The organism is Rhizobium sp. A37_96, from assembly GCF_053521765.1.
This window is the reverse complement of sequence record NZ_JBNWDS010000001.1, coordinates 18,603-39,306: the sequence shown is the minus strand read 5'-3', so window position 1 is coordinate 39,306 and position 20,704 is coordinate 18,603. Positions and strand designations below refer to the sequence as shown.

Here is a 20,704-nt window from a genome sequence, read left to right as displayed (position 1 = left end):
GTCATGGAAACCGGCGCGCAGGATGGCATCGTCGTGGCGCCGTCACCGCCTGGTGACGGGCGCCTTGCCGACAATATCGTGCTGTTCGGCCGGGCGCTGCGCAAGGCGGGTCTCAAGATCGGTCCCGGAGCGATCGCCGACGCCATCGAGGCGGTCGAGGCCATAGGGATCGGTTCCCGCGAGGAGTTCCATGCCGCCTTGTGTTCGGCCTTCGTCAAGCGGCATGAAGATCTTGCCGTGTTCGACGAGGCGTTCCGGCTGTTCTGGCGCTCGCGCGATCTCGTTGCCAAGATGATCGCGATGATGTCGCCGGTCGCACCCGATCACAGGGAGAAGGAAAAGCCGAAGCCGGGAGAGAGCCGGGCAAGCGATGCCTTGCTCAACGACCGCGGCGACCGGCGTCCCCCGCGGGAAACGCCCGATATCGAGATCGATGCGCGCTTCACGAGTTCCGGCAGCGAGCTGCTGCGTCATCTGGATTTCGCGCAGATGTCGGCAGCGGAAATCGCCTACGCCAGGAAGGAGCTCGAAAAGCTGCAATTGCCGCTCGACCGCGTGCGCACCCGCCGCTTTACGCCATCCCTGATGCCGGCCAAGGTCGATCCGCGTGCGACGATGCGCTCGGCGCTGCGAACGGGAGGAGCGCTGATCCTGCCGCGTTTTCGGCGGCCGAAAGAAATACAGCCGCCGCTGGTCGTGCTTGCCGATATTTCAGGCTCCATGAGCCAATATACGCGCATCTTCCTGCATTTCCTGCATGTGCTGACCGAGCGGCGCCGGCGGGTTCATACGTTTCTGTTCGGAACGCGCCTGACCAACGTGACGCGGGCGATGCGGCACAAGGATCCCGATCAGGCACTGGACGAATGTGCGGCGGCGGTGCGCGACTGGTCGGGCGGGACGCGGATCGGCGAGACGCTGAAGGAATTCAACCTCATATGGGCACGCCGCGTGCTGGGGCAGGGCGCGATCGTGCTGCTGATTACCGACGGGCTGGAGCGCGAAGGCGTGGAACTGCTTGCGCAGGAGATGGATCGGTTGCATCGTTCCTGCCGGCGGCTCATCTGGCTCAATCCGCTGTTGCGTTTCGACGGCTTCGAGGCGCGTGCCCGCGGTGTAAAAGCCATGCTGCCGCATGTTGACGAATTCCGTCCGGTTCACAATCTATTATCTCTGGCCGATCTCGTATCGGCCCTCACCGCCGGCCGCGCGGATGCCTATGATCCGCGACGGTTTCTCGGCAAGAAATGAGGCTCCGATGTCAGATATTTCCGAAAGTCTGGATCCGCTCGTGATCGCGGAGGAATGGGTGTCGGCAGGCCGCAATGTGGCCATGGCGACCGTCGTCGATACCTGGGGGTCGGCTCCGCGCCCTGCCGGCAGCCATCTCGTGATCGACGGCGAGGGCAATTTCCATGGTTCCGTTTCCGGCGGCTGCGTGGAGGGTGCTGTGATTACCGAGGCGCTCGATGTCATCGAAACCGGCAAGCCGCGTATGCTGGAATTCGGCGTTGCCGACGAGACGGCCTGGCGGGTCGGCCTGTCATGCGGCGGCCGGATCCGCGTCTATGTCGAAAGGCTCGTCTGATGGACCGTCCAATACTGGCGCGGCTGAACGAGATGCGGCGCAGGCGGCAGGCGGCTATCCTTGTATCCGACCTCTCCGGGGGACCGGATCGGCTTATCGTCGAAGGCGATGTCCTTGAAGGCCCACTGGCCGAAGCGGTTTCGTCCGCATTCCGTTCGGGCCGGTCCTCAGCGGTTGAAATCGATGGGCAGAGCCTGTTCCTGAACGTGCATTTGCCGCCGCCGCGCATCGTCGTCATCGGCGCCGTGCATATCAGCCAGGTTCTGGCGCGCATGGCGGCACTTGCGGACTTCGACGTCACCATCATCGATCCGCGTACCGCCTTCGCGACGCCGGAACGTTTCGAGGGCATCGACCTGATTGCCGACTGGCCTGTGGACGCGCTGAAGGAGCGGCCGCTCGACAGCTATATGGCGCTGGTAGCCGTGACCCACGATCCGAAGATCGATGACGAGCCGATCATTCAGGCGTTGAGGACGGACTGTTTCTATGTCGGCGCGCTCGGCAGCCGCAAGACGCATGCCGGCCGTATGGAACGCCTGAAACGGGCGGGTCTGACAGAGGCGGAGCTTGCCCGCATCCACGCGCCGATCGGGCTTCCCATCGGTGCCGCAAGTCCGGCCGAGATCGCGGTCGCCATCCTGGCGGAGATCATCGGTTCTCTTCGCGGGCGTGACGTGTCGTCGCCCAAAGGTGGGATGCCATGATTTTCGGGGAGTTTTCGACAGTGGAGGCGGAGGGTGCGATTCTCGCGCATTCCGTACGGCTGGCCGATGGCGGCTTTTCCAAGGGACACAGGCTCGTCCACGACGACATCGACCGCCTGACGGCAGCCGGGGTCGAGCACGTCATTGCCGCGCGCATCGAGCCGGGCGATCTCATGGAAGACGAGGCGGCCGAACGGCTGGCGCGAGCGATGGCGCCGGACCATATCACCTTTTCGGAGGCGGCAACGGGACGGGTGAACATCCACAGCGCCGTCGATGGCCTGTTCGTTGCAAACCGTGCGGCCGTCGATCGGATCAACAATGTCGATCCGGCGATTACCCTTGCCTGTCTTGCCGATCACGTTCCGGTACGGTCGGGCGATATGATCGCGACTTTCAAGATCATTCCGCTCGCTGTTTCCGGTTCGAAGGTGGCGGCAGGCGTTGAAATTCTGCGGCAGACGCCGGTTTTCGAGGTCAAACCCTTCCAACCTCACGCCATTTCGCTCATTGCCACCGAGCTGCCATCGTTGAAACCGGCAGTTATGGACAAGACGGCACGCATTCTGTCGCAACGGCTGCAGCCTTCGGGCAGTGTCCTGCAGCGGGAAGAGCGCGTTGCGCACCGGGCGAGCGCTGTTGCCGACGCGATCTGTCGCGCCATGGCGGCACCGGATCGGCTGCCGAAGCTGGTGATCGTCTTCGGCGCATCGGCGGTCATCGATGCCGGCGACGTCATTCCGGAGGCTATACGGCTGGGTGGCGGCGACGTCATTCACGTCGGCATGCCCGTCGATCCGGGCAATCTTCTCGTGCTTGGCAGGGTGAACGACGTCTATGTCGTCGGGGCGCCGGGATGCGCGCGCAGCCCGAAGGAAAACGGATTCGATTGGGTGCTGGACAGAATATTAGCCGGAGAACGACCTGCGCCGCAGGATATTAGCGGCATGGGCGTGGGAGGGTTGCTCATGGAAATACAGTCACGCCCGCGGCCGCGCGACATCGCTACGAAGCCGGCGTCACAAATATCGGTAGCCGTCGTCTTGCTGGCCGCCGGCAAGGCCAGCCGCATGGGCGAGGGTGGTTCACACAAGCTTCTGGCGGAATTCGACGGCGTGCCGCTGGTTCGCCGATCGGCGTTGATTGCCATTGAAAGCGGTGCGTCCGATATCGTCGCAGTCACCGGGCACCGCCGCGACGATATCGAAGATGCGTTGCGTGGTCTTGCGCTCGAGCGGGTCTTCAATCCGGATTATGCCTCGGGCATGGCGAGTTCACTAGTTGCGGGCGTCGGCACGCAGGCGGCACAAAAAGCCGATGGCGTTCTTGTCATGCTTGCCGATATGCCCGGCGTTACCGGCGATGATCTGAAAGCCCTAACGGCCTCCTTCCGCGAGGCGAACGGACAGGCGATCGTGCGGGCGGTCTCCGGCGGCAAACGCGGCAATCCCGTTATCCTGCCGAGATCCGTTCTGAATGCGGTGATGCGGCTGGAGGGCGATGTGGGCGCCCGGCATATCATCGAAACATCGGGGCTTCCGGTCATCGACGTCGAGCTCGGAGAGGCGGCGCATCTGGATGTCGACACGCCCGAGGCCGTCGTCGCGGCCGGCGGCGTCCTGAAAGGGTAGGGAATGGACAATATCGATATCGAGGAGATGTTCCGGTCTCTTGGGCCGGTCACCATCAAACGCATGTTCGGCGGCAAGGGCATCTACCATATGGGGCGGATCCTGGCGCTTGAGGTGGACGACGAGATTCTCCTGAAGGCGGACGATGCCAGCGCGTCCGAATTCGAGGCCGCCGGCGCGCGGCGCTGGGCTTATGAAGGCAAGAAGGGCAAGGCCATCAACATGCCCTATTGGTCGATACCCGACGATGCGTTCGACGATCCGGACGTAATGGCGCGCTGGGTGGGGCTTGCCTATGAGGCAGCGCTGCGCGCGGAAAAATAACAAGATTCGCGCAAAAATGCCGAACTCGGTAGCCGCGCAGCCAACCGAGCCGGTAGCATTTACTGTGATTTGGCTGCGGAAGCGGTCACGCGGCGGAGACTACGCCCAGCGTTCACAAAAGGCCTCTATGTCGCTTGATTGAAAGTCCGCAAGCCGTCCCATGATGGTTTCGAACGGCCAATCCCACCAGGCGATAGAGGCAAGCTTCTCCGCGATGGTTCGTGTAAACCGCTCGCGAATGAATTTGGCGGGAACGCCGCCGACGACGGTATATGGCTCGACGTCTTTGGTGACCACCGCTCCCGCCGCGAGAACGGCACCGTCTCCCACGGTGACACCCGGCAGCACAATGACGCCGTGGCCGATCCAAACATCGTTGCCAATGATGGCGCGATCCTGCTTGCGCTGATCAAAAAAGGAAACGTCGCGTACGGCTTCTGCAGAGTAATATTCCGGGCAATAGGTAAAGCGGTGCATGGACGGGCGGTCCATCGGGTGATTGGGAGCCCCGATCCTCACCTCTGCTGCAATGGCGCAGAACTTTCCAATCGTTGCATCGCCGACGATGCAGCGAGGCCCCAGGTAGGAATAGTCCCCGAGTTCAACCGTGTGCAGAGATGTGTCCGCCAGGATCTCGCAACATTTGCCGATGTGCGAATCTCTTATGCTCGCCGTTTGATGGATTACGGTTTCGGCGATCTTGGGGCGGGTGGGTTGTGCGGTCGAGTGCATTGATGGCCTCCGGATTTCCGCCTGCCTAACCGGAGACGATGAAGGACATGTGACGCAGATCGTGCAGGTGCATCGCGCATCTGAAAGATGGCGGCAAGCCCGGGCGTCAGCGGAAGTCTTCCTCGCTCAGATGCGCGATGGTTGCCTTGGCGAATTCAGAAAGCTGGGGCGGCAGCTCGTCACGGCCGAACCAGCCGAAATCGGAGAGCTTGTCGGGCTCCATCAGGCGAGGCTCGCCCGAAAAATTCCTGCAGACGTAGATAAGAGAGATCCAGTGCTGGCGGTCGGCATCTACGATGACCTCCTCGGTGCAGAGGTAATCGATCCTGCCAATGGAAAGACCGCTTTCCTCTTCCGCCTCGCGGATAGCGGCCTTGGCGGCAGGCTCCATATGATCGACCTTGCCGCCGACGATGCTCCAGAAGCCGGCTTCCGGCGCCTTGAGGCGCCGATAGAGCAACAGCTTGCCGTCCCGCACTATTGCGAGACCAGTTCCCAATCCCGGGAAATCGATGCCAGGCTTGCCCATGCCATGATTCCGAATTTTGCCGCGACTTCCGGCGCAGGGGTTCGGATCGGCGGCAGGTGCGGTTTATCAGCCCTTGGCGTTCGCCACGATGAGCATGAAAGCGGGGATGTCGTCACCGAAACCAACCGGCGTCGGACCGTCATCCTGATCGCGATAACGGTTGCGACGCTCGCGATGATCGTCGTTGGCAGCTGGGAAGGGCCGATGGTTGTTGCGAGAACCGTTATGGGACTTGTTGTTGTTCTCAGACTTGCGCTCGTTCTTCACGCTTTCGGCCTTTGCTGGTGCTGCTTCGATCGCCACGACGCCATTATCCTCGACGTCGATATCAGTTTTATGACTCGGGGCGCTGCGGCCTCCGCGGCTGCGATCGCGATCGCGGCCCTTGCTCTTGGGATCACGGCGGCGGGAGGAGCGATTGTCGTCTCCGCTTTCGTCCGCCGGCGGCAATGCCGACAGGTCGCCGTTCAGCCACTGGACGTCCTCGCCGATCAACTTCTCGATCGCGTCTACATGCTTGGTATCGCGCTTCGTGACGATCGTGAAGGCGGCGCCGGAGCGACCGGCGCGACCGGTGCGGCCAATGCGATGGACGTAATCTTCCGAATGGATCGGAACATCGAAATTGAAGACGTGGCCGACATCGGGAAGATCGAGACCGCGTGCCGCGACGTCGGATGCGACGAGAAGCTGGATCTGGCCGTCACGGAAGTTCTGCAGCATGGTCGTGCGCGAGCGCTGATCCATGTCGCCGTGCAATGCGCCGACCGAGAAGCCGTGGCGCTCGAGCGAACGGAAGAGATCAGCCACATCCTTCTTGCGATTGCAGAAGATGATCGCGTTCTTGAGATCCGTCTGGGCGCGGATGAGATCGCGCAACGTGGCGCGCTTCTCGTAATCCTTGCCATGCGAGGCAACGAAGCGCTGCGTCACGGTCTTGGCCGTCGATGCGGGCTTGGCGACTTCGATGCGCTCCGGATTTTGCAGGAACCGGTCGGCCAGCTTCTGGATTTCAGCCGGCATCGTCGCCGAGAAGAACAGCGTCTGGCGCGTGAAGGGAATGAGCTTGGCGATGCGCTCGATATCCGGGATGAAGCCCATATCGAGCATGCGGTCCGCCTCGTCGATGACCAAGATCTCGACGCCGCTCATCAGAAGCTTGCCGCGTTCGAAATGGTCCAACAGGCGTCCAGGCGTGCAGATCAGCACATCGGCGCCACGCTCAAGCTTGCGATCCTGCTCTTCGAAGGAAACGCCGCCGATCAGCAAGGCGATGTTCAGGCGATGATTCTTGCCATACTTCTCGAAGTTTTCGGCGACCTGCGCCGCCAGTTCGCGCGTCGGCTCCAGGATCAGCGTGCGCGGCATGCGCGCTCGTGCGCGGCCTTTTTCAAGCAGCGTCAGCATCGGCAGCACGAAGGAGGCGGTCTTGCCGGTTCCGGTCTGGGCGATGCCGCAGATGTCGCGGCGCTGAAGCGCAAACGGGATGGCACCGGCCTGGATCGGAGTCGGTGTGGTGTAACCCGCGTCAGTAACCGCGGAAAGGACTTTTTGGCTCAGGCCAAGGTCAGCAAATGTTGTCAAAGGGAAATCTAGTTCCGTCTTGGTTCAGTCGAACACCATGAGTCGACATGCAGGAGCGTGCCGTAATGCTGGGCGACATAGAACCAAATACCCGGGAAGTCAAGGAAAGCAGGCGCTTCAACCGACCTGAAGTTCATTCATGACACAATTTTCGGATTAGTGCCAACTTTGTTGCGCGTTTGTCACAATTCCGGCAGCTAAATTGCGCCCAATCCGCTGATGTAACTTGCGAGTTTCGTGCCGGCATTGATGAAATACATCGGATCGACGGGATGCCCATTCTCGCGTACTTCATAGTGCAGATGGGTCCCGGTCGAGCGCCCGGTGCTGCCGGCAAGACCCACGACATCGCCTGCGCCGACCTTGTCGCCGATCTTGACGAGCACCTGTTCCATATGGCCATAGCGCGTCGAGATGCCATCGCCGTGGTCGATCTCCACCATGTTGCCGTAGCCGCCGGTCCAGCCGGCTGCCGTTATCCTGCCGGGCGCCGTGGCCTTGACCTTCTCGCCGGGACTGAAATGAAAATCCGTACCCGTGTGGAGAGCCAGGGTGCCGAAGAACGGGTCCTTGCGGTTGCCGAAGGGGCTGGTGATGAGCTTGCCCGCAGCCGGATTGCGGAACGGCAGGCTTTCGGCCGCTCCCCGCACCGTTTCCAGATGCGTCAACGCGGTATCGAGGTCTGCCATCGACTGCTCGAACTGATCGACGTTTTCCGGCGGGACATAAGGACCGCCGACGCCGCCATCCGTGTCCTCGCTTCCTGAGCTTGCGACGTCATTCGGAACCTTGACGCCGACATTGTGCATGATCGTCTGGATCTCGTTCGCGGTTTCGGAGGCGTCCGCGGTGAGATTGCGGATTCTGGACAGCTGATCCTGTTCGATGTGCTTCAGCGACAGCGTCACCTTGGAGAAGACACGATCGGCGCGATCCGCGACGGTTTCCGGGGCGGGGACATAGGCGAGCGTGGAGTTGTCGGGCGTGGCGTCGGCCGGCTTGCCGCCGAGGAGAAGCTTTTCGATCGCCTTGGGCGAGGTCAGCTGAGCGTGCTCATTCTTGGGGGCGGCCGCATTCGCGTCGGGATGCGCGCTCTTGTCGGTCAGGCCGGAATTCTCCGCCCTGTCGAGCAGGGTGCTGAGTTTGCCGTTCCGCGAGGTCAGTTGCTGCTGCTGCTCGATAAGCTTGTCGACCTTTTCTTCCACCACCTGCTGATCGAGAAGCTGGCGGGACGTGACACGATCGACCTGGGCGCGCAGCGCGGCGATGCGATCCTCATAGTCATATTGCATGCGCGCCTGGCGCGCCATCGTCGCGCCGATCAGATCGTCCCGCAGCACAAGGTACGACGTCGCAAGGAGATAGCCGATCGAGAAGATACCGACCAGACAGACGGTAACGGCCGCCATCCATGGGCGCACGGTCATATGGCGCACCGTATCGCCGCTCGCGACGATAATGGTGTGATGCCGCTGTTGTTTGCCGAAAACCCGGTTCTGAGGCTTTGCTGTCACCGAGAATCTCCCAATCGATGCCTTTTGGCATTAATTGGAAGTACACGGCATTATGGTTAACGAATGCTTTCGAAGTCATCGTTAGATACGGGAAAACCCTTTGATCTGAGTGGGCTATGCGCTGCTCGTGGATGTCAGGGAGCGATAGAAGGAAGGCGTCAGTCCTGCTTCCGCGCGGGCAATGTCGTTGAACGGCGCCTTGAGCGAGCCGCGGAAATTGGCACGCACCAGCTCCTGGAACGTCCGGGCCGGATCGCGTTTCTCGCGCGCACACAGAAAGCGGAACCATTTGGCACCGACAGCGACATGGCCTTTTTCGTCATTGTAGATGACATCGAGGATCGCGGCGCTTTCCAGGTCGCCGGTTTCGCGCATCTTTGCCTGCAACGCCGGCGTCACGTCCAGCCCCCTGGCTTCGAGGATGAGGGGCACGACCGCGAGGCGGGCCGTCAGATCGGTTCGGGTTGCATGGGCTGCCTGCCATAGGCCGTCATGGGCGGGAAGATCGCCATAGTCGGCGCCCAGTTCGCGTAGGCGTGCGCGTATCATGCGAAAATGCTTGGCTTCCTCGAAGGCGACCTGCATCCACCCGTCGAAGAACGAATTGGGGACCGGGCCGGTCGCGAAGCGAGCGACGATATCCAGCGCCAGATCGACGGCGTTCAGCTCGATATGGGCGATGGAGTGCAATAGTGCGATCCGGCCCTTGAGTGTGTGCAGGGAGCGTTTTTCCATATGTTTGGGCGGCACCAGATCCGGCTTCTCCGGCCGGCCGGGGCGATCGGCCAAGGGCGGATCGAGCGGCGAGCGCAGGGAGAGGGTGCGGGCAAACCAGCGCGTCGCCGATTCCTGGGCAAGCGCGGTCTTGCGATCGAGATCGGCCGAAAGGATGGCGGCGATGGCGCCGCCACGCAGCGAGGTGATGGTTTCGGGACTGCCAGTCATGCCGTCAGAGTTCCTTTGCAGCGGCCAGAACTGCCTCGGCATGCCCCGCGACCTTGACCTTGTCCCATATCCTGGCGATCCGGCCGTCGGCTCCGATCAGAAAGGTCGAGCGGACGACACCCATGTAGGTGCGGCCATACATGCTTTTTTCCCGCCAGACTCCATAGGCGATAGCCATCGTCTTTTCCTCGTCGGCGGCGAGCGGAATGGAAAGCGCATGCTTCCTGACGAATTTGTCATGGCTCTTGACGGTATCCGGCGAGACGCCGAGAAGGGCGACGCCCGCCTTGCCGAACTCGCCTGAGAGCGCCGTGAAGGAAATCGATTCCGTCGTGCATGCCGTGGTGTCGTCCTTCGGATAGAAATAGATGACCAGCGGTCTTGCGGCGAAATCTGCGAGACTCACGCGGCCGCCGCCGTCACGCGGAAGATCGAAATCCGGTGCCTTGTCGCCAATGCCTGGTTGAACTGGGAAAACTTCCGTCACGGGAAAACCTTTCTTTTGCCGGTTTTTTAGATGACACTCACGGGAAGCCATATATACTGCCCGCGTATGCCGTCCAATGGGACGCAGCGTCATCAAAAAAGAAGAAGAGCGAAAGGCACGCACAGGAGTGATCCGAGGCGAAAAGGTAACATTCCGCAAAAAGGATCTCGTGTCGCTCGACCATCTGCCGTCCGCCCAGGTCGAAGATCCCTTGATTGTCCATGTGCCCGAGCGCTCCCGCCGCAGCCGCTCGCATGTCTGGCATGTATGCCGGATGACGCTGGTTTTCTTCGCATTCCTTGCCGTCATCCTCGGAGCCGTCATCGCGACCATCGAAAGCGGCGTCTTCGACGAGCCGCTATCGCAGAAGGCGCAGACGGCCCTCGATCGAGCTATCGGGCCACGTTACAAGGCCGAGGTCGGCGCGACCGTGATCCGGTTCACCTCCGATCTGCGGCTGGCGCTGGAGGCGCGCGACGTCAATGTGGTCGATCAGGACAGCGGCAAGCATCTGTCGACGATGTCGGCGGTGAATATGGAGCTGGATCCGCTGGCCTTGATCGAAGGGCGGATCGAAGTGGCGAGCGTGGCGGCGGAGGGCATTGCGCTCGATACGTCGCTGCTGCCCCAGGGAGATCCGGTCGATCTGACGGCGTTGCGTGTCGATGCATTGCCGCGGGCTCTCGGCGCGACCTTCGACAATCTCGATTTTCTGGAACATTTCGTGCAGCGCGGTGGGACGAACTCCGTGCGTATTTCCGGCTTCTCCATGAAGCTGGCGCGTCAGGAGGGCGATCCGATCTCCCTCGTGGTCGATAGCCTGACCTTCGAACGGGCCGAGCCGAACTCCCTGCATCTCTATGGCAAGGTCGCCGTCAACGGATCCGTTGCGACCCTGGATGTGAAGGCGAATCAGCAGGAGGCCGGCCACACGTCTTCATTGATCGCGAAAATATCCAATCTCGATCTCAAGCCGCTGACGATGGCCTATGATGCAAGCGGCACGCCGCGGCAGGGCGTCATGAGCCTTGCCGACGTCACGCTTTCGGCTGTCAAGGGAGGCGATGGTGCCGATCCGAAGCTCGATGCTTCCATCAATGTAAAGCCTGGCACCATCTATATGGACCGCGATGCGCAGGACCTGACGGCAGGCAATATCAACCTCGCCTACAATTTCGACCACCAGACCTTGGAGATTGCGCCGTCGAAGGTGCAATTCGTCGGTACGATGGTGCCGTTCTCCGGTGCCCTCATCGATCTCGATCGTATCGATGCCAACGCAGGCAAGGGGTTCGGGGTCGATTTCGTAATCAAGAACGGTATCGCCGCCTCGTCCATTTCGGGAGAAAGGCCTGTCAGCTTCGATGGCCGCGCCATGGGACGCTTCCTTTCGGCGACCAAGGAGCTCCAGGTGGACAATCTCGGCATATCGACGCCGCAGGGCGCGCTGTTCGGCTCTCTCCATGCTAAGTTCGGAGACAGCTCGCCGGAGATCAGTTTCGGCGGCCGAGCCGACAAGCTCGACACGACGGTCGTCAAGCAGCTATGGCCGTTCTGGATGGCGTCCAAGCCCAGGGCCTGGGTCGAAGCCAACCTCTTCGGCGGCTCGGTGACCAATGCCGTCATATCAGTCTTCATTCCTGCCGGAAGGCTGCGGGAGGCTGCCCAATCCGGCAAGCTGCAGCTCGGCAAGAACGAGCTCCACATCGCCTTCGACATAGACGGCGCCCGCCTGAACATTCCGGGCGAAATTCCGCCGCTGCGCGACACCAAGGCCCATTTCGACCTGACCGGTCCGGCGATGGTCGTCGATATCAATACGGCGACCTCCTATTTCCCGACCGGACGAACGATCTCGCTGAATGACAGCAGCTTTTCGATCCCGTCGACCTACGACAAGCCGCTAATGGCCGATCTTGCGCTGACGATATCCGGTTCCGGCGACGCCATCGGCGAGCTTCTTACCTACAAGCCTCTCGAGGTATTGCAGAGAACCGAGTTCAAGCCGGAGGATTTCAACGGCAAGATCGTCGCCAAGGTCGATGCCAGGATCGGGCTGATCAACGACCAGAAGCCGCCTCCGCCGGATTGGCAGGCGACACTCGATCTCAACAATGTCGATCTGCTGAAGCCCATGAACAATCGCAAGATCGACAATATCACCGGCGAGATTTCGGCTGACTCGCTATCCGTGCACTTACAGGCTCAGGCCCAGATCGACGGTATTCCCGCGCAGATCGACATGGTCGAGCCCACGGACGGCAAATCGTCCGTCAAACGCAGCCGCGTGATAACGGCGACGCTCAACGACGCCCAGCGCAACACGGTTCTGCCGGGTCTTCGCGATATGATAGACGGCCCCGTCAAGGTGGAGCTAACCCGCATCGACGACGATCGCCAGGGCGTTAAGGTCGATCTCGGTAAGGCGACGCTCACGGTTCCCTGGGTCGGTTGGTCGAAGGGCGTCGGCATTCCGGCGACGGCTCAGTTTGAAGCGTCCGGACCGGATAGCCAGACCGCGTTGAAGAACTTCACGCTCAAGGGGGATGGTTTCGGGGTCAGCGGTGATCTCCTGATCAGCAAGGGAAGCCTGTCGTCGGCCAATTTCGACAGCGTGAAGCTCTCGGCGCTCGACGATTTCGCGCTATCCCTGAAGCGGAGCAAGAGCAGCGGCTACGACGTCTCCGTATCGGGCAATTCCGCAGACATACGCCCGATCCTCGCGCGCCTGAAGACATCGACATCCGGCGGGCAGCAAAGCTCCGGCGGGGACGATTCAGCGAGCGCGACCGTTCGAGCCAATATCGACAAGGTCATCGGCTTCAACGACGAGACGATCGGCAACGTCAAGGGCGTCTATTCGATCGCCGGCGGCAAGACGACGGCAGCGGATTTCTCCGGCGTGACGCGCAGCGGCGAGGCGCTCGTCACGCAGATGAGCAAGGGCAGCAATGGAGCGATCCGTATCACAAGCGGCGATGCCGGCGCGGTGGCGCGCTTTACAGATCTCTACAAGCACCTGAGGGGCGGGCTGTTGAATTTGTCGCTCCGCTCGACCGGGCAGGATGATTGGGACGGCTCGCTGGATATCCGCAACTTCTCCATCATCGATGAAAAGAAGCTCTCGACCATCGTATCGACACCGAGCGGCAAGAACGGAAAGAGCCTGAACTCGGCCGTCAAGGAGAACATCGATACGCGCTCGCAGAGCTTCGGGCGGGGGTTTGCCCGGCTGGTCATGCGTGATGGCGCACTTTCGGTCGAGAACGGCGTGGTACGCGGCGTGCAGGTGGGGGCGACGTTCCAGGGAGTGCTGAAGGATGCCAGCGGCAAGATGGACATGACCGGAACCTTCATGCCCGCTTACGGCCTGAACCGGCTGTTCGCAGAAGTTCCCATCGTCGGCTTCATTCTGGGCAACGGCAGCGATCGCGGCCTGATCGGCATCACTTTCCGGCTGACCGGCAGCTTCGACAAGCCGAACATGCAGATCAATCCATTGTCGATCATCGCGCCGGGCGTCTTCAGGCAGATCTTCGAATTCTGATCAGGCGCACGGCGCGACTGCTATCATTTTTCCTCGGCCAATCGCTGGCGGATGCCTTCCGGTCCGCCGGCCACGCGCCGCGCAAATGGTCGATCGGGGTCCACGAGGCGCCAAAACGGAGCGGTACCACTCTGGCTGATCTGCACCAGATGTCGCTGAAGGGTGACCGGACAGCAGGCATCCGCTCCATATTGCTTTGCAAGCGCCCGCCTGACTTCGGCAACGTCGGATAGTTGCCCAGGGGTCGCCGCCTGTAGCGCGCGGATAATCATCTCCTCGCTCGGAATCAACATGCTCTGCGTGAGGCTTCGGCCTTTGCGCCTCGTCTTGATCACCGGCAGTTCATCCATAGGGCACCTCTGGGATTAGGATATTACCAGAGGACGAACGGGCCAACGGCGATCCGACAAAACGGACTTAAAAAGCCTCGAACAAGGCAGACGATATCGCCAAGTCCACGCTCAAGGCAAAAAGCAACAAAGCCGGCGGGGATGCGCCGGCTTTGTTGGAAGACTGCTCGATTGATCAACCCGCCGGCCGGATCAGGATGTGCTTCTTCTTGCCGAGCGACAGCTTGACGACGCCATCCGCCGTCACTTCGCCGCTGCCGATGATCTTGCGCTCGTCGCTGACGGCTTCGTCGTTGATACGCACCGCGCCGCCCTGGACGTGGCGGCGAGCCTCGCCGTTGGAAGCGGCAAGGCCGGCGCGAACGATCAGCGAGAGAAGGCCGATGCCGGCTTCCAGTTCGGGCGCAGGAATCTCGATCGACGGCAGGTTTTCGGACAGGCCGCCTTCTTCGAAAGTCTTGCGCGCGGTTTCGGCTGCCTGCTCGGCCGCGGCGCGACCGTGCAGGATTGCCGTAACCTCGGTCGCGAGGATTTTCTTGACCTCGTTGATTTCAGAGCCGGCGAGCGCCGAAAGACGAGCGATCTCGTCCATCGGCAGCGTCGTGTAGAGCTTCAGGAAGCGGGAAACGTCGGCATCCTCGGTGTTGCGCCAGTACTGCCAGAAGTCGTAGGCCGAGAGCAGGTCGGCATTCAGCCAGACCGCGCCGGTGGCGGACTTGCCCATCTTGGCGCCCGACGCCGTCGTCAGCAAGGGCGACGTCAGTGCGAAGAGCTGCGGCGTCCCCATGCGGTGACCGAGGTCGATACCGTTGACGATGTTGCCCCACTGATCCGAACCGCCCATCTGCAGGCGGCAATCATAGCGCTTGGCCAGTTCGACGAAGTCGTAGGCCTGCAGGATCATGTAGTTGAATTCGAGGAAGGACAGCGATTGCTCGCGGTCGAGGCGCGTCTTGACGCTGTCGAAGGACAGCATGCGATTGACCGAGAAGTGGCGGCCGACGTCGCGCAGGAATTCGAGGTAGTTCAGCGAGCGCAGCCATTCGGCGTTGTTGATCATCAACGCATTCTTCGGGCCTTCGCCGTAGCTGAGGTAGTTCGAAAAGCAACGCTTGATCGAAGCGATGTTGCTTTCGATCGTATCGATCGTCATGAGCTGGCGGGACTCTTCCTTGAAGGAGGGGTCGCCGACCATGCCGGTGCCGCCGCCCATCAGCGAGATGGGCCGATGGCCGGTTGCCTGCATCCAGTGCAGCATCATGATCTGGATCAGCGAGCCGGCGTGCAAGCTCGACGCCGTCGGATCGAAGCCGATATAGGCCGTCACGGTTTCCTTGGCGAAGAGGTCGTCGAGGCCGGCTTCATCGGAAATCTGATGAATGAAGCCGCGCTCTTGCAGAGTGCGCAGGAAATCGGATTTGAACTCAGCCATGATCTTGGTCTCTCGAAGCCGCATCGCTGCAGGATGCGGTGAAGTCGCTGTTGTTGAATGTCGCGGTGGCGCGTTTAGCACCGATTTGCCGACGCGTCATCATTTTGGTGGGTGCAATGTCAAGTTTCAGGCGCGGCGACGGGTCAAAGCGCTATTTTCAGGCGGTTGCGGCGCTCGCAGTGTCACCCGATTGCCCTTGTTGAAATCATGCCGTGCGTTTAGCACTTGTCCGCGAATTCGTGCCGCCACCGTACCGCGAAAGCAGGCAAGCTGATGAGTGACATCCCCGTTCTCGAAACTCCGCGCCTCGTTCTGACGATGTGGGGCAAGGACGATGCAGAGCTGATTCGGCAGCTGCATTCGACGATCGAAACGACGCGCTATCTTTCCGGCGCGGCTCCGTGGACGCTGGAAAAGGCGGAGGAGCGGCTGAAGAGCTGGTTCGGCGAACAGGCGCGCGACGGCGTGACCAAATACAAGATGCTGAAGCGTGAAGATGGCCGCTTTATCGGCCGAGCCGGTTTTTCGCGCTTTCATGGGGAACGCGGGCGCGGCGAATTCGAACTCGGTTACTCGATACGAAGGGAAGCCTGGGGCAACGGCTATGCGACGGAGATCGCCGCCGCGCTCGCCCAATGGTTCTTCAGCCGCGGTTTTTCCAGGCAGTTCATCGCCTTCACGCATCCGGAGAATTCGGCGTCGCAACGCGTGTTGCGAAAGATCGGGATGCAGGATCACCCGCCGATGACCATCGACGGGATCTCGTGTCCAACGTTCAGGATGGCCCGATAAGGGCCGGCTTCCTTAGCGGATGCGCTTGGCGGCCGGTTCCGGCACCAGTTCGCCGTTCAGGCGGCGGTCGAGGTAATCCTCGCATTCGCCCAGAAGCGTATCGACCTGGCCGTTGAAGAAGTGGTTGGCACCTGACACGATCTTGTGCGTGATGAGGATACCCTTTTGCGTCTTCAGTTTCTCGACGAGGCCGTTGACATCCTTTTCCGGCGCGACCTTGTCGGCGTCGCCGTTGATGATGAGGCCGGACGACGGGCAGGGGGCGAGGAAGGAGAAATCGTAGATGTTCGGCTGCGGTGCGATCGACATGAAACCTTCGATCTCGGGGCGGCGCATCAGTAGCTGCATGCCGATCCAGGCGCCGAAGGAGTAACCGGCAACCCAGCAGCTCTTGGAATCAGGATGAAGGCTCTGGACCCAATCGAGCGCCGATGCCGCATCGGAAAGCTCGCCGGCGCCGTGATCGAACTCGCCCTGGCTGCGCCCGATTCCGCGGAAGTTGAAGCGAAGCGTCGTGAAGCCGCGCTTCTGGAACATATAGAAGAGCTGGTAGACAACTTGGTTGTTCATCGTCCCACCGAACTGCGGGTGGGGATGAAGAATGATCGCGATCGGGGCGCTCTTCTCCTTGGAGGGTTGATAGCGGCCTTCAAGGCGACCAGCGGGGCCGTTGAAAATTACTTCAGGCATCGATACTCCGGCTCTTCTTTTTCTGCGTTCAAACCCAACGGCACGCAGCAAGTTGACTTGACGAATGCGCTCATCTTTTCTAGAACGCAGTTTAGAACAATTCGAAACTTGATGCGGTGGTCCGCGCGTTGTGTGTGCAACGGTTTGTGGAACGTGTCATAAGGCATGCTCGGCTGAAATTTCAAGGAAAATGAGCCGACCTTAGCAAAGCAACGTCGCGCAGGAAGAAGATTATGGCGGCACCACGCCTTTATCTCGATTGGAATGCTACCGCGCCGCTTCATCCGGCGGCACGCGAGGCAATGATGCGTGCGATGGATATTCAAGGCAACCCCAATTCCGTTCACGGCGAAGGTAGGGCGGCGCGCGCCGCCGTCGAGGCCGCGCGCCGGCAGGTTGCAAGCTTGACGGGTGCCGAGCCTGCTCATGTCGTTTTCACCAGCGGCGCCACCGAGGCGGCCAACATGGTGCTGACGCCGGAATTCCGCATGGGGCGCACACCGCTGACGGTAAGCCATCTGTACATATCGGCCGTCGAACATCCCGCCGTGCGCGAGGGCGGGCGATTTGCCGGGGACAGGATCAGCGAAATACCGGTGACGCCGGACGGCACGGTCGACCTTGCAGCGCTGGAGGCGATGCTCTCCGCCCATGACAAGACGGCCGGCCTGCCGATGGTTGCCATCATGCTCGCCAACAACGAGACTGGAATTCTCCAGCCCGTCGGTGAAGCGGCGAAGATTGTTCAGGCCGCCGGCGGGTTGTTCGTCGTCGATGCCGTGCAGGCTGCCGGTCGGGTGCCGCTCGATATCAATGAGATCGGCGCAGATTTCCTCATCGTCTCCTCGCACAAGATCGGCGGCCCCAAGGGTGTCGGCGCGCTCGTCTCGCGCGGCGAGGTTCTGATGCCGAAGCCGCTGATCCATGGCGGCGGGCAGGAAAAGGGCCATCGCTCGGGCACGGAAAACACGCTGGCGATCATCGGCTTCGGCGCGGCTGCAGCTGCGGCGCTGGATCAGTTCGATGCCCGCAATGCCGCGATCGAGGTGCTTCGCGAGCGGCTGGAAGACGGTATGCGGCTTGCTGCACCGGATGTCATTATTCATGGCGAAGGTGGCGCGCGCGTTCCGAATACCTGCTTCTTTACCTTGCCGGGATTGAAATCCGAGACCGGCCAGATTGCCTTCGATCTCGAAGGCGTCGCCATATCGGCCGGCTCCGCCTGCTCGTCGGGCAAGGTCGGCGAGAGCCATGTGCTCGTGGCGATGGGATGCGATCCCAAGCTCGGGGCTCTGCGCATTTCGCTGGGGCCCACCACGACCGAGGCCGACATCGACCAGGCAATCGCTGCTTTTGCCCGCATCGCGGGAAGGCGCAAACTGGCGGGTGCGGCGGCCTGACGGCCATAATTTTGCGGAAACAGAATTTTCCGCTTGCCAAGCGGGATGAAAAATCCCTTTTGGCCGACTACATAGGGGGCAGACATAAGTCTGCCGCAACGTTGACAAGCTGCCGGACCTTGGATCCGGCGAGATTGGAGAACGAAATGCCTGCAGTCCAGGAAACGGTCGATCAGGTTCGCCAGATCGACGTGGACCAGTATAAGTATGGTTTTGAAACCACCATCGAGGTGGACAAGGCTCCCAAGGGCCTATCCGAAGACATCATCCGCTTCATCTCCGCCAAGAAGCAGGAGCCGGAATGGATGCTGGAATGGCGCCTCGAAGCCTATCGCCGCTGGCTGACGCTGGAAGAGCCCACATGGGCGCGCGTCGACTATCCGAAGATCGACTTCAACGACATCTATTATTATGCCGCGCCGAAGAGCACATCGGGACCGACCTCGCTCGAGGACGTCGATCCGGAACTCTTGAAGGTTTACGAGAAGCTGGGCATTCCCTTGCGCGAGCAGGAGATGCTTGCCGGTGTCAAGCAGTCGAAGATCGCGGTCGATGCCGTGTTCGATTCCGTTTCGGTCGTCACCACTTTCAAGGAAGAGCTGAAAAAGGCCGGCGTGATCTTCATGTCGATCTCGGAAGCCATCCGCGAACATCCCGATCTGGTGCGCAAATATCTCGGCTCCGTCGTGCCGACGACCGATAATTTCTATGCGACGCTGAATTCGGCCGTCTTCACCGACGGTTCGTTCGTCTTCGTGCCGAAGGGCGTTCGTTGCCCGATGGAACTGTCGACCTATTTCCGTATCAACGAGAAGAACACCGGCCAGTTCGAGCGCACGCTGATCATCGCCGAAGAGGGAGCTTACGTTTCCTATCTCGAAGGCTGCACCGCGCCGCAGCGTGACGAAAACCAGCTGCACGCCGCCGTCGTCGAGCTTGTCGCCCTGGATGATGCCGAGATCAAGTATTCGACCGTCCAGAACTGGTATCCGGGCGACAGCAACGGCAAGGGCGGTATCTACAACTTCGTTACCAAGCGTGGCGATTGCCGCGGCCACCGTTCCAAGATTTCCTGGACGCAGGTCGAGACCGGCTCCGCGATCACCTGGAAATATCCGTCCTGCATCCTGCGTGGCGACGACAGCCGTGGCGAATTCTACTCGATCGCCGTTTCCAACGGTCATCAGCAGGTCGACAGCGGCACCAAGATGATCCATCTCGGCAAGAACACGTCGAGCCGTATCGTTTCGAAGGGCATCGCTGCCGGCGTTTCGCAGAACACCTATCGCGGCCAGGTCTCGGCTCACCGCAAGGCGTCGAACGCCCGTAACTTCACGCAGTGCGATTCGCTGCTGATCGGCGACAAGTGCGGCGCGCATACGGTGCCCTATATCGAGGCGAAGAATTCGACGGCGCAGTTCGAGCATGAAGCCACGACGTCGAAGATCTCCGAGGACCAGCTGTTCTACTGCCTGCAGCGCGGCATCCCGACCGAAGCGGCGATCGCACTGATCGTCAACGGCTTCGTCAAGGAAGTGCTGCAGGAGCTGCCGATGGAATTCGCCGTCGAAGCGCAGAAGCTGATCGGTATATCGCTCGAAGGCAGCGTCGGCTGACCTTCGCATAAAAACCAGTTCTGGCGCGCCGAGCGCGCCGCACGTCCATTCCTTCGTTAGGATTCTACAATGCTTGAAATCAAGAACCTGCACGCCCGTATCGCCGAAGACGGCACCGAAATCATCCGTGGCCTGAACCTGACCGTGAAGGCAGGCGAAGTCGCCGCCATCATGGGGCCGAACGGCTCCGGCAAGTCAACGCTCTCCTATATCCTGGCCGGCCGCAGCGACTACGAAGTCACCGAGGGCGACATTCTCTATAACGGCGAGAGCATTCTGGAGCTCGATGCCGCCGAACGCGCTTCAAAGGGCATCTTCCTGGCCTTCCAGTATCCGGTCGAAATTCCCGGTGTCGCCACCATGCAGTTCCTGAAGGTGGCTCTGAACGAGCAGCGCAAGGCACGCGGCGAAGACGAGCTGACGACGCCGGACTTCATCCGCCGCGTCAAGGATGCCGCGGCCAAGCTGCAGATCAACATGGACATGCTGAAGCGCCCGCTAAACGTCGGCTTCTCCGGCGGCGAGAAGAAGCGCGCCGAAATCCTGCAGATGGCTCTGCTGGAGCCGAAGCTTTGCGTGCTCGATGAAACCGATTCCGGCCTCGACATCGACGCCTTGAAGATCGTTGCCGACGGCGTCAATGCGCTGCGTTCGCCTGACCGTGCCGTGATCGTCATCACCCACTATCAGCGCCTGCTCGACTATATCGTTCCGGACACCGTTCACGTTCTCTACAAGGGCCAGGTAATCAAGTCCGGCGACAAGACGCTGGCGCATGAGCTCGAAGCCAACGGCTATGCCGACATCATCGGAGCTGCAGCCTGATCGGGGCGGAA

19 protein-coding genes are annotated in these 20,704 nt (G+C 61.0%); 10 read left to right on the top strand and 9 right to left on the bottom strand.

Annotated elements, in window-relative coordinates; genetic code table 11:
* Nucleotides 1-3 precede the first annotated feature (3 nt).
* The 5 genes from ACQZ6J_RS00205 to ACQZ6J_RS00185 are packed head-to-tail and all read left to right on the top strand — an operon-like array spanning nt 4 to nt 4,250.
* On the top strand, nt 4-1,251 hold the full coding sequence (locus ACQZ6J_RS00205; protein WP_163991047.1) for a vWA domain-containing protein: 1,248 nt from the start codon (nt 4-6) through the stop codon (nt 1,249-1,251).
* A gap of 7 nt (nt 1,252-1,258) precedes the next feature.
* On the top strand, nt 1,259-1,588 hold the full coding sequence (locus ACQZ6J_RS00200) for an XdhC family protein (protein WP_163991049.1): 330 nt from the start codon (nt 1,259-1,261) through the stop codon (nt 1,586-1,588).
* Nucleotides 1,588-2,295: an XdhC family protein gene (locus tag ACQZ6J_RS00195; protein ID WP_163991051.1), complete on the top strand. Its 708-nt coding sequence runs from the start codon at nt 1,588-1,590 to the stop codon at nt 2,293-2,295. Before ACQZ6J_RS00200 ends, ACQZ6J_RS00195 begins: the two co-directional genes overlap by 1 nt.
* A complete protein-coding gene (locus tag ACQZ6J_RS00190; protein WP_163991053.1) occupies nt 2,292-3,926 on the top strand; it encodes an NTP transferase domain-containing protein in 1,635 nt (544 codons plus the stop codon). The genes ACQZ6J_RS00195 and ACQZ6J_RS00190 overlap by 4 nt, the downstream gene beginning before the upstream one ends.
* Nucleotides 3,927-3,929: 3 nt before the next feature.
* Nucleotides 3,930-4,250: a TfoX/Sxy family protein gene (locus ACQZ6J_RS00185; protein WP_163991055.1), complete on the top strand. Its 321-nt coding sequence runs from the start codon at nt 3,930-3,932 to the stop codon at nt 4,248-4,250.
* Nucleotides 4,251-4,349: 99 nt separating this feature from the next.
* Here the strand turns inward: ACQZ6J_RS00185 and ACQZ6J_RS00180 are convergent, their stop codons facing one another.
* The 6 genes from ACQZ6J_RS00180 to ACQZ6J_RS00155 form a co-directional block, all read right to left on the bottom strand.
* Nucleotides 4,350-4,982 carry a DapH/DapD/GlmU-related protein gene (locus ACQZ6J_RS00180; RefSeq protein WP_163991057.1) on the bottom strand — a complete coding sequence of 211 codons (633 nt, stop codon included), beginning with the start codon at nt 4,980-4,982 and terminating at the stop codon, nt 4,350-4,352.
* A gap of 106 nt (nt 4,983-5,088) precedes the next feature.
* A complete protein-coding gene (locus ACQZ6J_RS00175; RefSeq protein ID WP_163991059.1) occupies nt 5,089-5,511 on the bottom strand; it encodes an NUDIX domain-containing protein in 423 nt (140 codons plus the stop codon).
* A gap of 66 nt (nt 5,512-5,577) precedes the next feature.
* On the bottom strand, nt 5,578-7,095 hold the full coding sequence (locus ACQZ6J_RS00170) for a DEAD/DEAH box helicase (RefSeq protein ID WP_163991061.1): 1,518 nt from the start codon (nt 7,093-7,095) through the stop codon (nt 5,578-5,580).
* A 197-nt stretch (nt 7,096-7,292) separates the two neighbouring features.
* Nucleotides 7,293-8,609, bottom strand: a complete 1,317-nt coding sequence (locus ACQZ6J_RS00165) for a peptidoglycan DD-metalloendopeptidase family protein (RefSeq protein WP_449081099.1) — start codon at nt 8,607-8,609, stop codon at nt 7,293-7,295.
* Nucleotides 8,610-8,723: 114 nt separating this feature from the next.
* A complete protein-coding gene (locus tag ACQZ6J_RS00160; protein WP_449081097.1) occupies nt 8,724-9,554 on the bottom strand; it encodes a ferritin-like domain-containing protein in 831 nt (276 codons plus the stop codon).
* A gap of 4 nt (nt 9,555-9,558) precedes the next feature.
* Nucleotides 9,559-10,041, bottom strand: a complete 483-nt coding sequence (locus tag ACQZ6J_RS00155) for a peroxiredoxin (RefSeq protein ID WP_449081095.1) — start codon at nt 10,039-10,041, stop codon at nt 9,559-9,561.
* A gap of 76 nt (nt 10,042-10,117) precedes the next feature.
* Here ACQZ6J_RS00155 and ACQZ6J_RS00150 point away from each other — a divergent pair, with 76 nt between their 5' ends.
* Nucleotides 10,118-13,588, top strand: coding sequence for a YhdP family protein (locus ACQZ6J_RS00150; RefSeq protein WP_449081093.1), 3,471 nt, complete (start codon nt 10,118-10,120; stop codon nt 13,586-13,588).
* Nucleotides 13,589-13,611: 23 nt separating this feature from the next.
* Here ACQZ6J_RS00150 and ACQZ6J_RS00145 read toward each other — a convergent pair whose 3' ends face one another.
* Together ACQZ6J_RS00145 and tyrS are read right to left on the bottom strand one after the other, a co-directional pair.
* Nucleotides 13,612-13,938 carry a hypothetical protein gene (locus ACQZ6J_RS00145; RefSeq protein WP_449081091.1) on the bottom strand — a complete coding sequence of 109 codons (327 nt, stop codon included), beginning with the start codon at nt 13,936-13,938 and terminating at the stop codon, nt 13,612-13,614.
* Nucleotides 13,939-14,113: 175 nt separating this feature from the next.
* Entirely contained in the window at nt 14,114-15,370 is a 1,257-nt protein-coding gene (gene tyrS, locus ACQZ6J_RS00140; protein ID WP_449081089.1) for a tyrosine--tRNA ligase, read from the bottom strand.
* A gap of 273 nt (nt 15,371-15,643) precedes the next feature.
* On the opposite strand from tyrS, the gene ACQZ6J_RS00135 reads away from it, so the two are divergent.
* Entirely contained in the window at nt 15,644-16,162 is a 519-nt protein-coding gene (locus ACQZ6J_RS00135; RefSeq protein ID WP_449081087.1) for a GNAT family N-acetyltransferase, read from the top strand.
* 12 nt (nt 16,163-16,174) lie between these two features.
* Here the strand turns inward: ACQZ6J_RS00135 and ACQZ6J_RS00130 are convergent, their stop codons facing one another.
* Nucleotides 16,175-16,852: an alpha/beta hydrolase gene (locus ACQZ6J_RS00130; protein ID WP_163991076.1), complete on the bottom strand. Its 678-nt coding sequence runs from the start codon at nt 16,850-16,852 to the stop codon at nt 16,175-16,177.
* A 233-nt stretch (nt 16,853-17,085) separates the two neighbouring features.
* Between ACQZ6J_RS00130 and ACQZ6J_RS00125 the strand changes: the two genes are divergently transcribed.
* The 3 genes from ACQZ6J_RS00125 (at nt 17,086) to sufC (ending at nt 20,693) form a co-directional block, all read left to right on the top strand.
* Complete coding sequence (locus ACQZ6J_RS00125) at nt 17,086-18,252, top strand: cysteine desulfurase family protein (protein ID WP_449081085.1); 1,167 nt, start codon at nt 17,086-17,088, stop codon at nt 18,250-18,252.
* A gap of 146 nt (nt 18,253-18,398) precedes the next feature.
* Entirely contained in the window at nt 18,399-19,868 is a 1,470-nt protein-coding gene (gene sufB / locus ACQZ6J_RS00120; RefSeq protein ID WP_163991080.1) for a Fe-S cluster assembly protein SufB, read from the top strand.
* 69 nt (nt 19,869-19,937) lie between these two features.
* Nucleotides 19,938-20,693, top strand: a complete 756-nt coding sequence (sufC, locus tag ACQZ6J_RS00115; protein WP_163991083.1) for a Fe-S cluster assembly ATPase SufC — start codon at nt 19,938-19,940, stop codon at nt 20,691-20,693.
* Nucleotides 20,694-20,704: the final 11 nt, after the last annotated feature.

Bases quoted from the DNA above. Each gene is read 5' to 3' on its own strand.
- ACQZ6J_RS00195 (WP_163991051.1), top strand. From the start codon at position 1,588: ATGGACCGTCCAATACTGGCGCGGCTGAACGAGATGCGGCGCAGGCGG.
- ACQZ6J_RS00190 (WP_163991053.1), top strand. From the start codon at position 2,292: ATGATTTTCGGGGAGTTTTCGACAGTGGAGGCGGAGGGTGCGATTCTC.
- ACQZ6J_RS00205 (WP_163991047.1), top strand. From the start codon at position 4: ATGGAAACCGGCGCGCAGGATGGCATCGTCGTGGCGCCGTCACCGCCT.
- ACQZ6J_RS00135 (WP_449081087.1), top strand. From the start codon at position 15,644: ATGAGTGACATCCCCGTTCTCGAAACTCCGCGCCTCGTTCTGACGATG.
- ACQZ6J_RS00185 (WP_163991055.1), top strand. From the start codon at position 3,930: ATGGACAATATCGATATCGAGGAGATGTTCCGGTCTCTTGGGCCGGTC.
- tyrS (WP_449081089.1), bottom strand. From the start codon at position 15,370: ATGGCTGAGTTCAAATCCGATTTCCTGCGCACTCTGCAAGAGCGCGGC.
- ACQZ6J_RS00180 (WP_163991057.1), bottom strand. From the start codon at position 4,982: ATGCACTCGACCGCACAACCCACCCGCCCCAAGATCGCCGAAACCGTA.
- ACQZ6J_RS00175 (WP_163991059.1), bottom strand. From the start codon at position 5,511: ATGGGCAAGCCTGGCATCGATTTCCCGGGATTGGGAACTGGTCTCGCA.
- ACQZ6J_RS00160 (WP_449081097.1), bottom strand. From the start codon at position 9,554: ATGACTGGCAGTCCCGAAACCATCACCTCGCTGCGTGGCGGCGCCATC.
- ACQZ6J_RS00150 (WP_449081093.1), top strand. From the start codon at position 10,118: ATGGGACGCAGCGTCATCAAAAAAGAAGAAGAGCGAAAGGCACGCACA.
- sufB (WP_163991080.1), top strand. From the start codon at position 18,399: ATGCCTGCAGTCCAGGAAACGGTCGATCAGGTTCGCCAGATCGACGTG.
- ACQZ6J_RS00145 (WP_449081091.1), bottom strand. From the start codon at position 13,938: ATGGATGAACTGCCGGTGATCAAGACGAGGCGCAAAGGCCGAAGCCTC.
- ACQZ6J_RS00200 (WP_163991049.1), top strand. From the start codon at position 1,259: ATGTCAGATATTTCCGAAAGTCTGGATCCGCTCGTGATCGCGGAGGAA.
- sufC (WP_163991083.1), top strand. From the start codon at position 19,938: ATGCTTGAAATCAAGAACCTGCACGCCCGTATCGCCGAAGACGGCACC.
- ACQZ6J_RS00125 (WP_449081085.1), top strand. From the start codon at position 17,086: ATGGCGGCACCACGCCTTTATCTCGATTGGAATGCTACCGCGCCGCTT.
- ACQZ6J_RS00130 (WP_163991076.1), bottom strand. From the start codon at position 16,852: ATGCCTGAAGTAATTTTCAACGGCCCCGCTGGTCGCCTTGAAGGCCGC.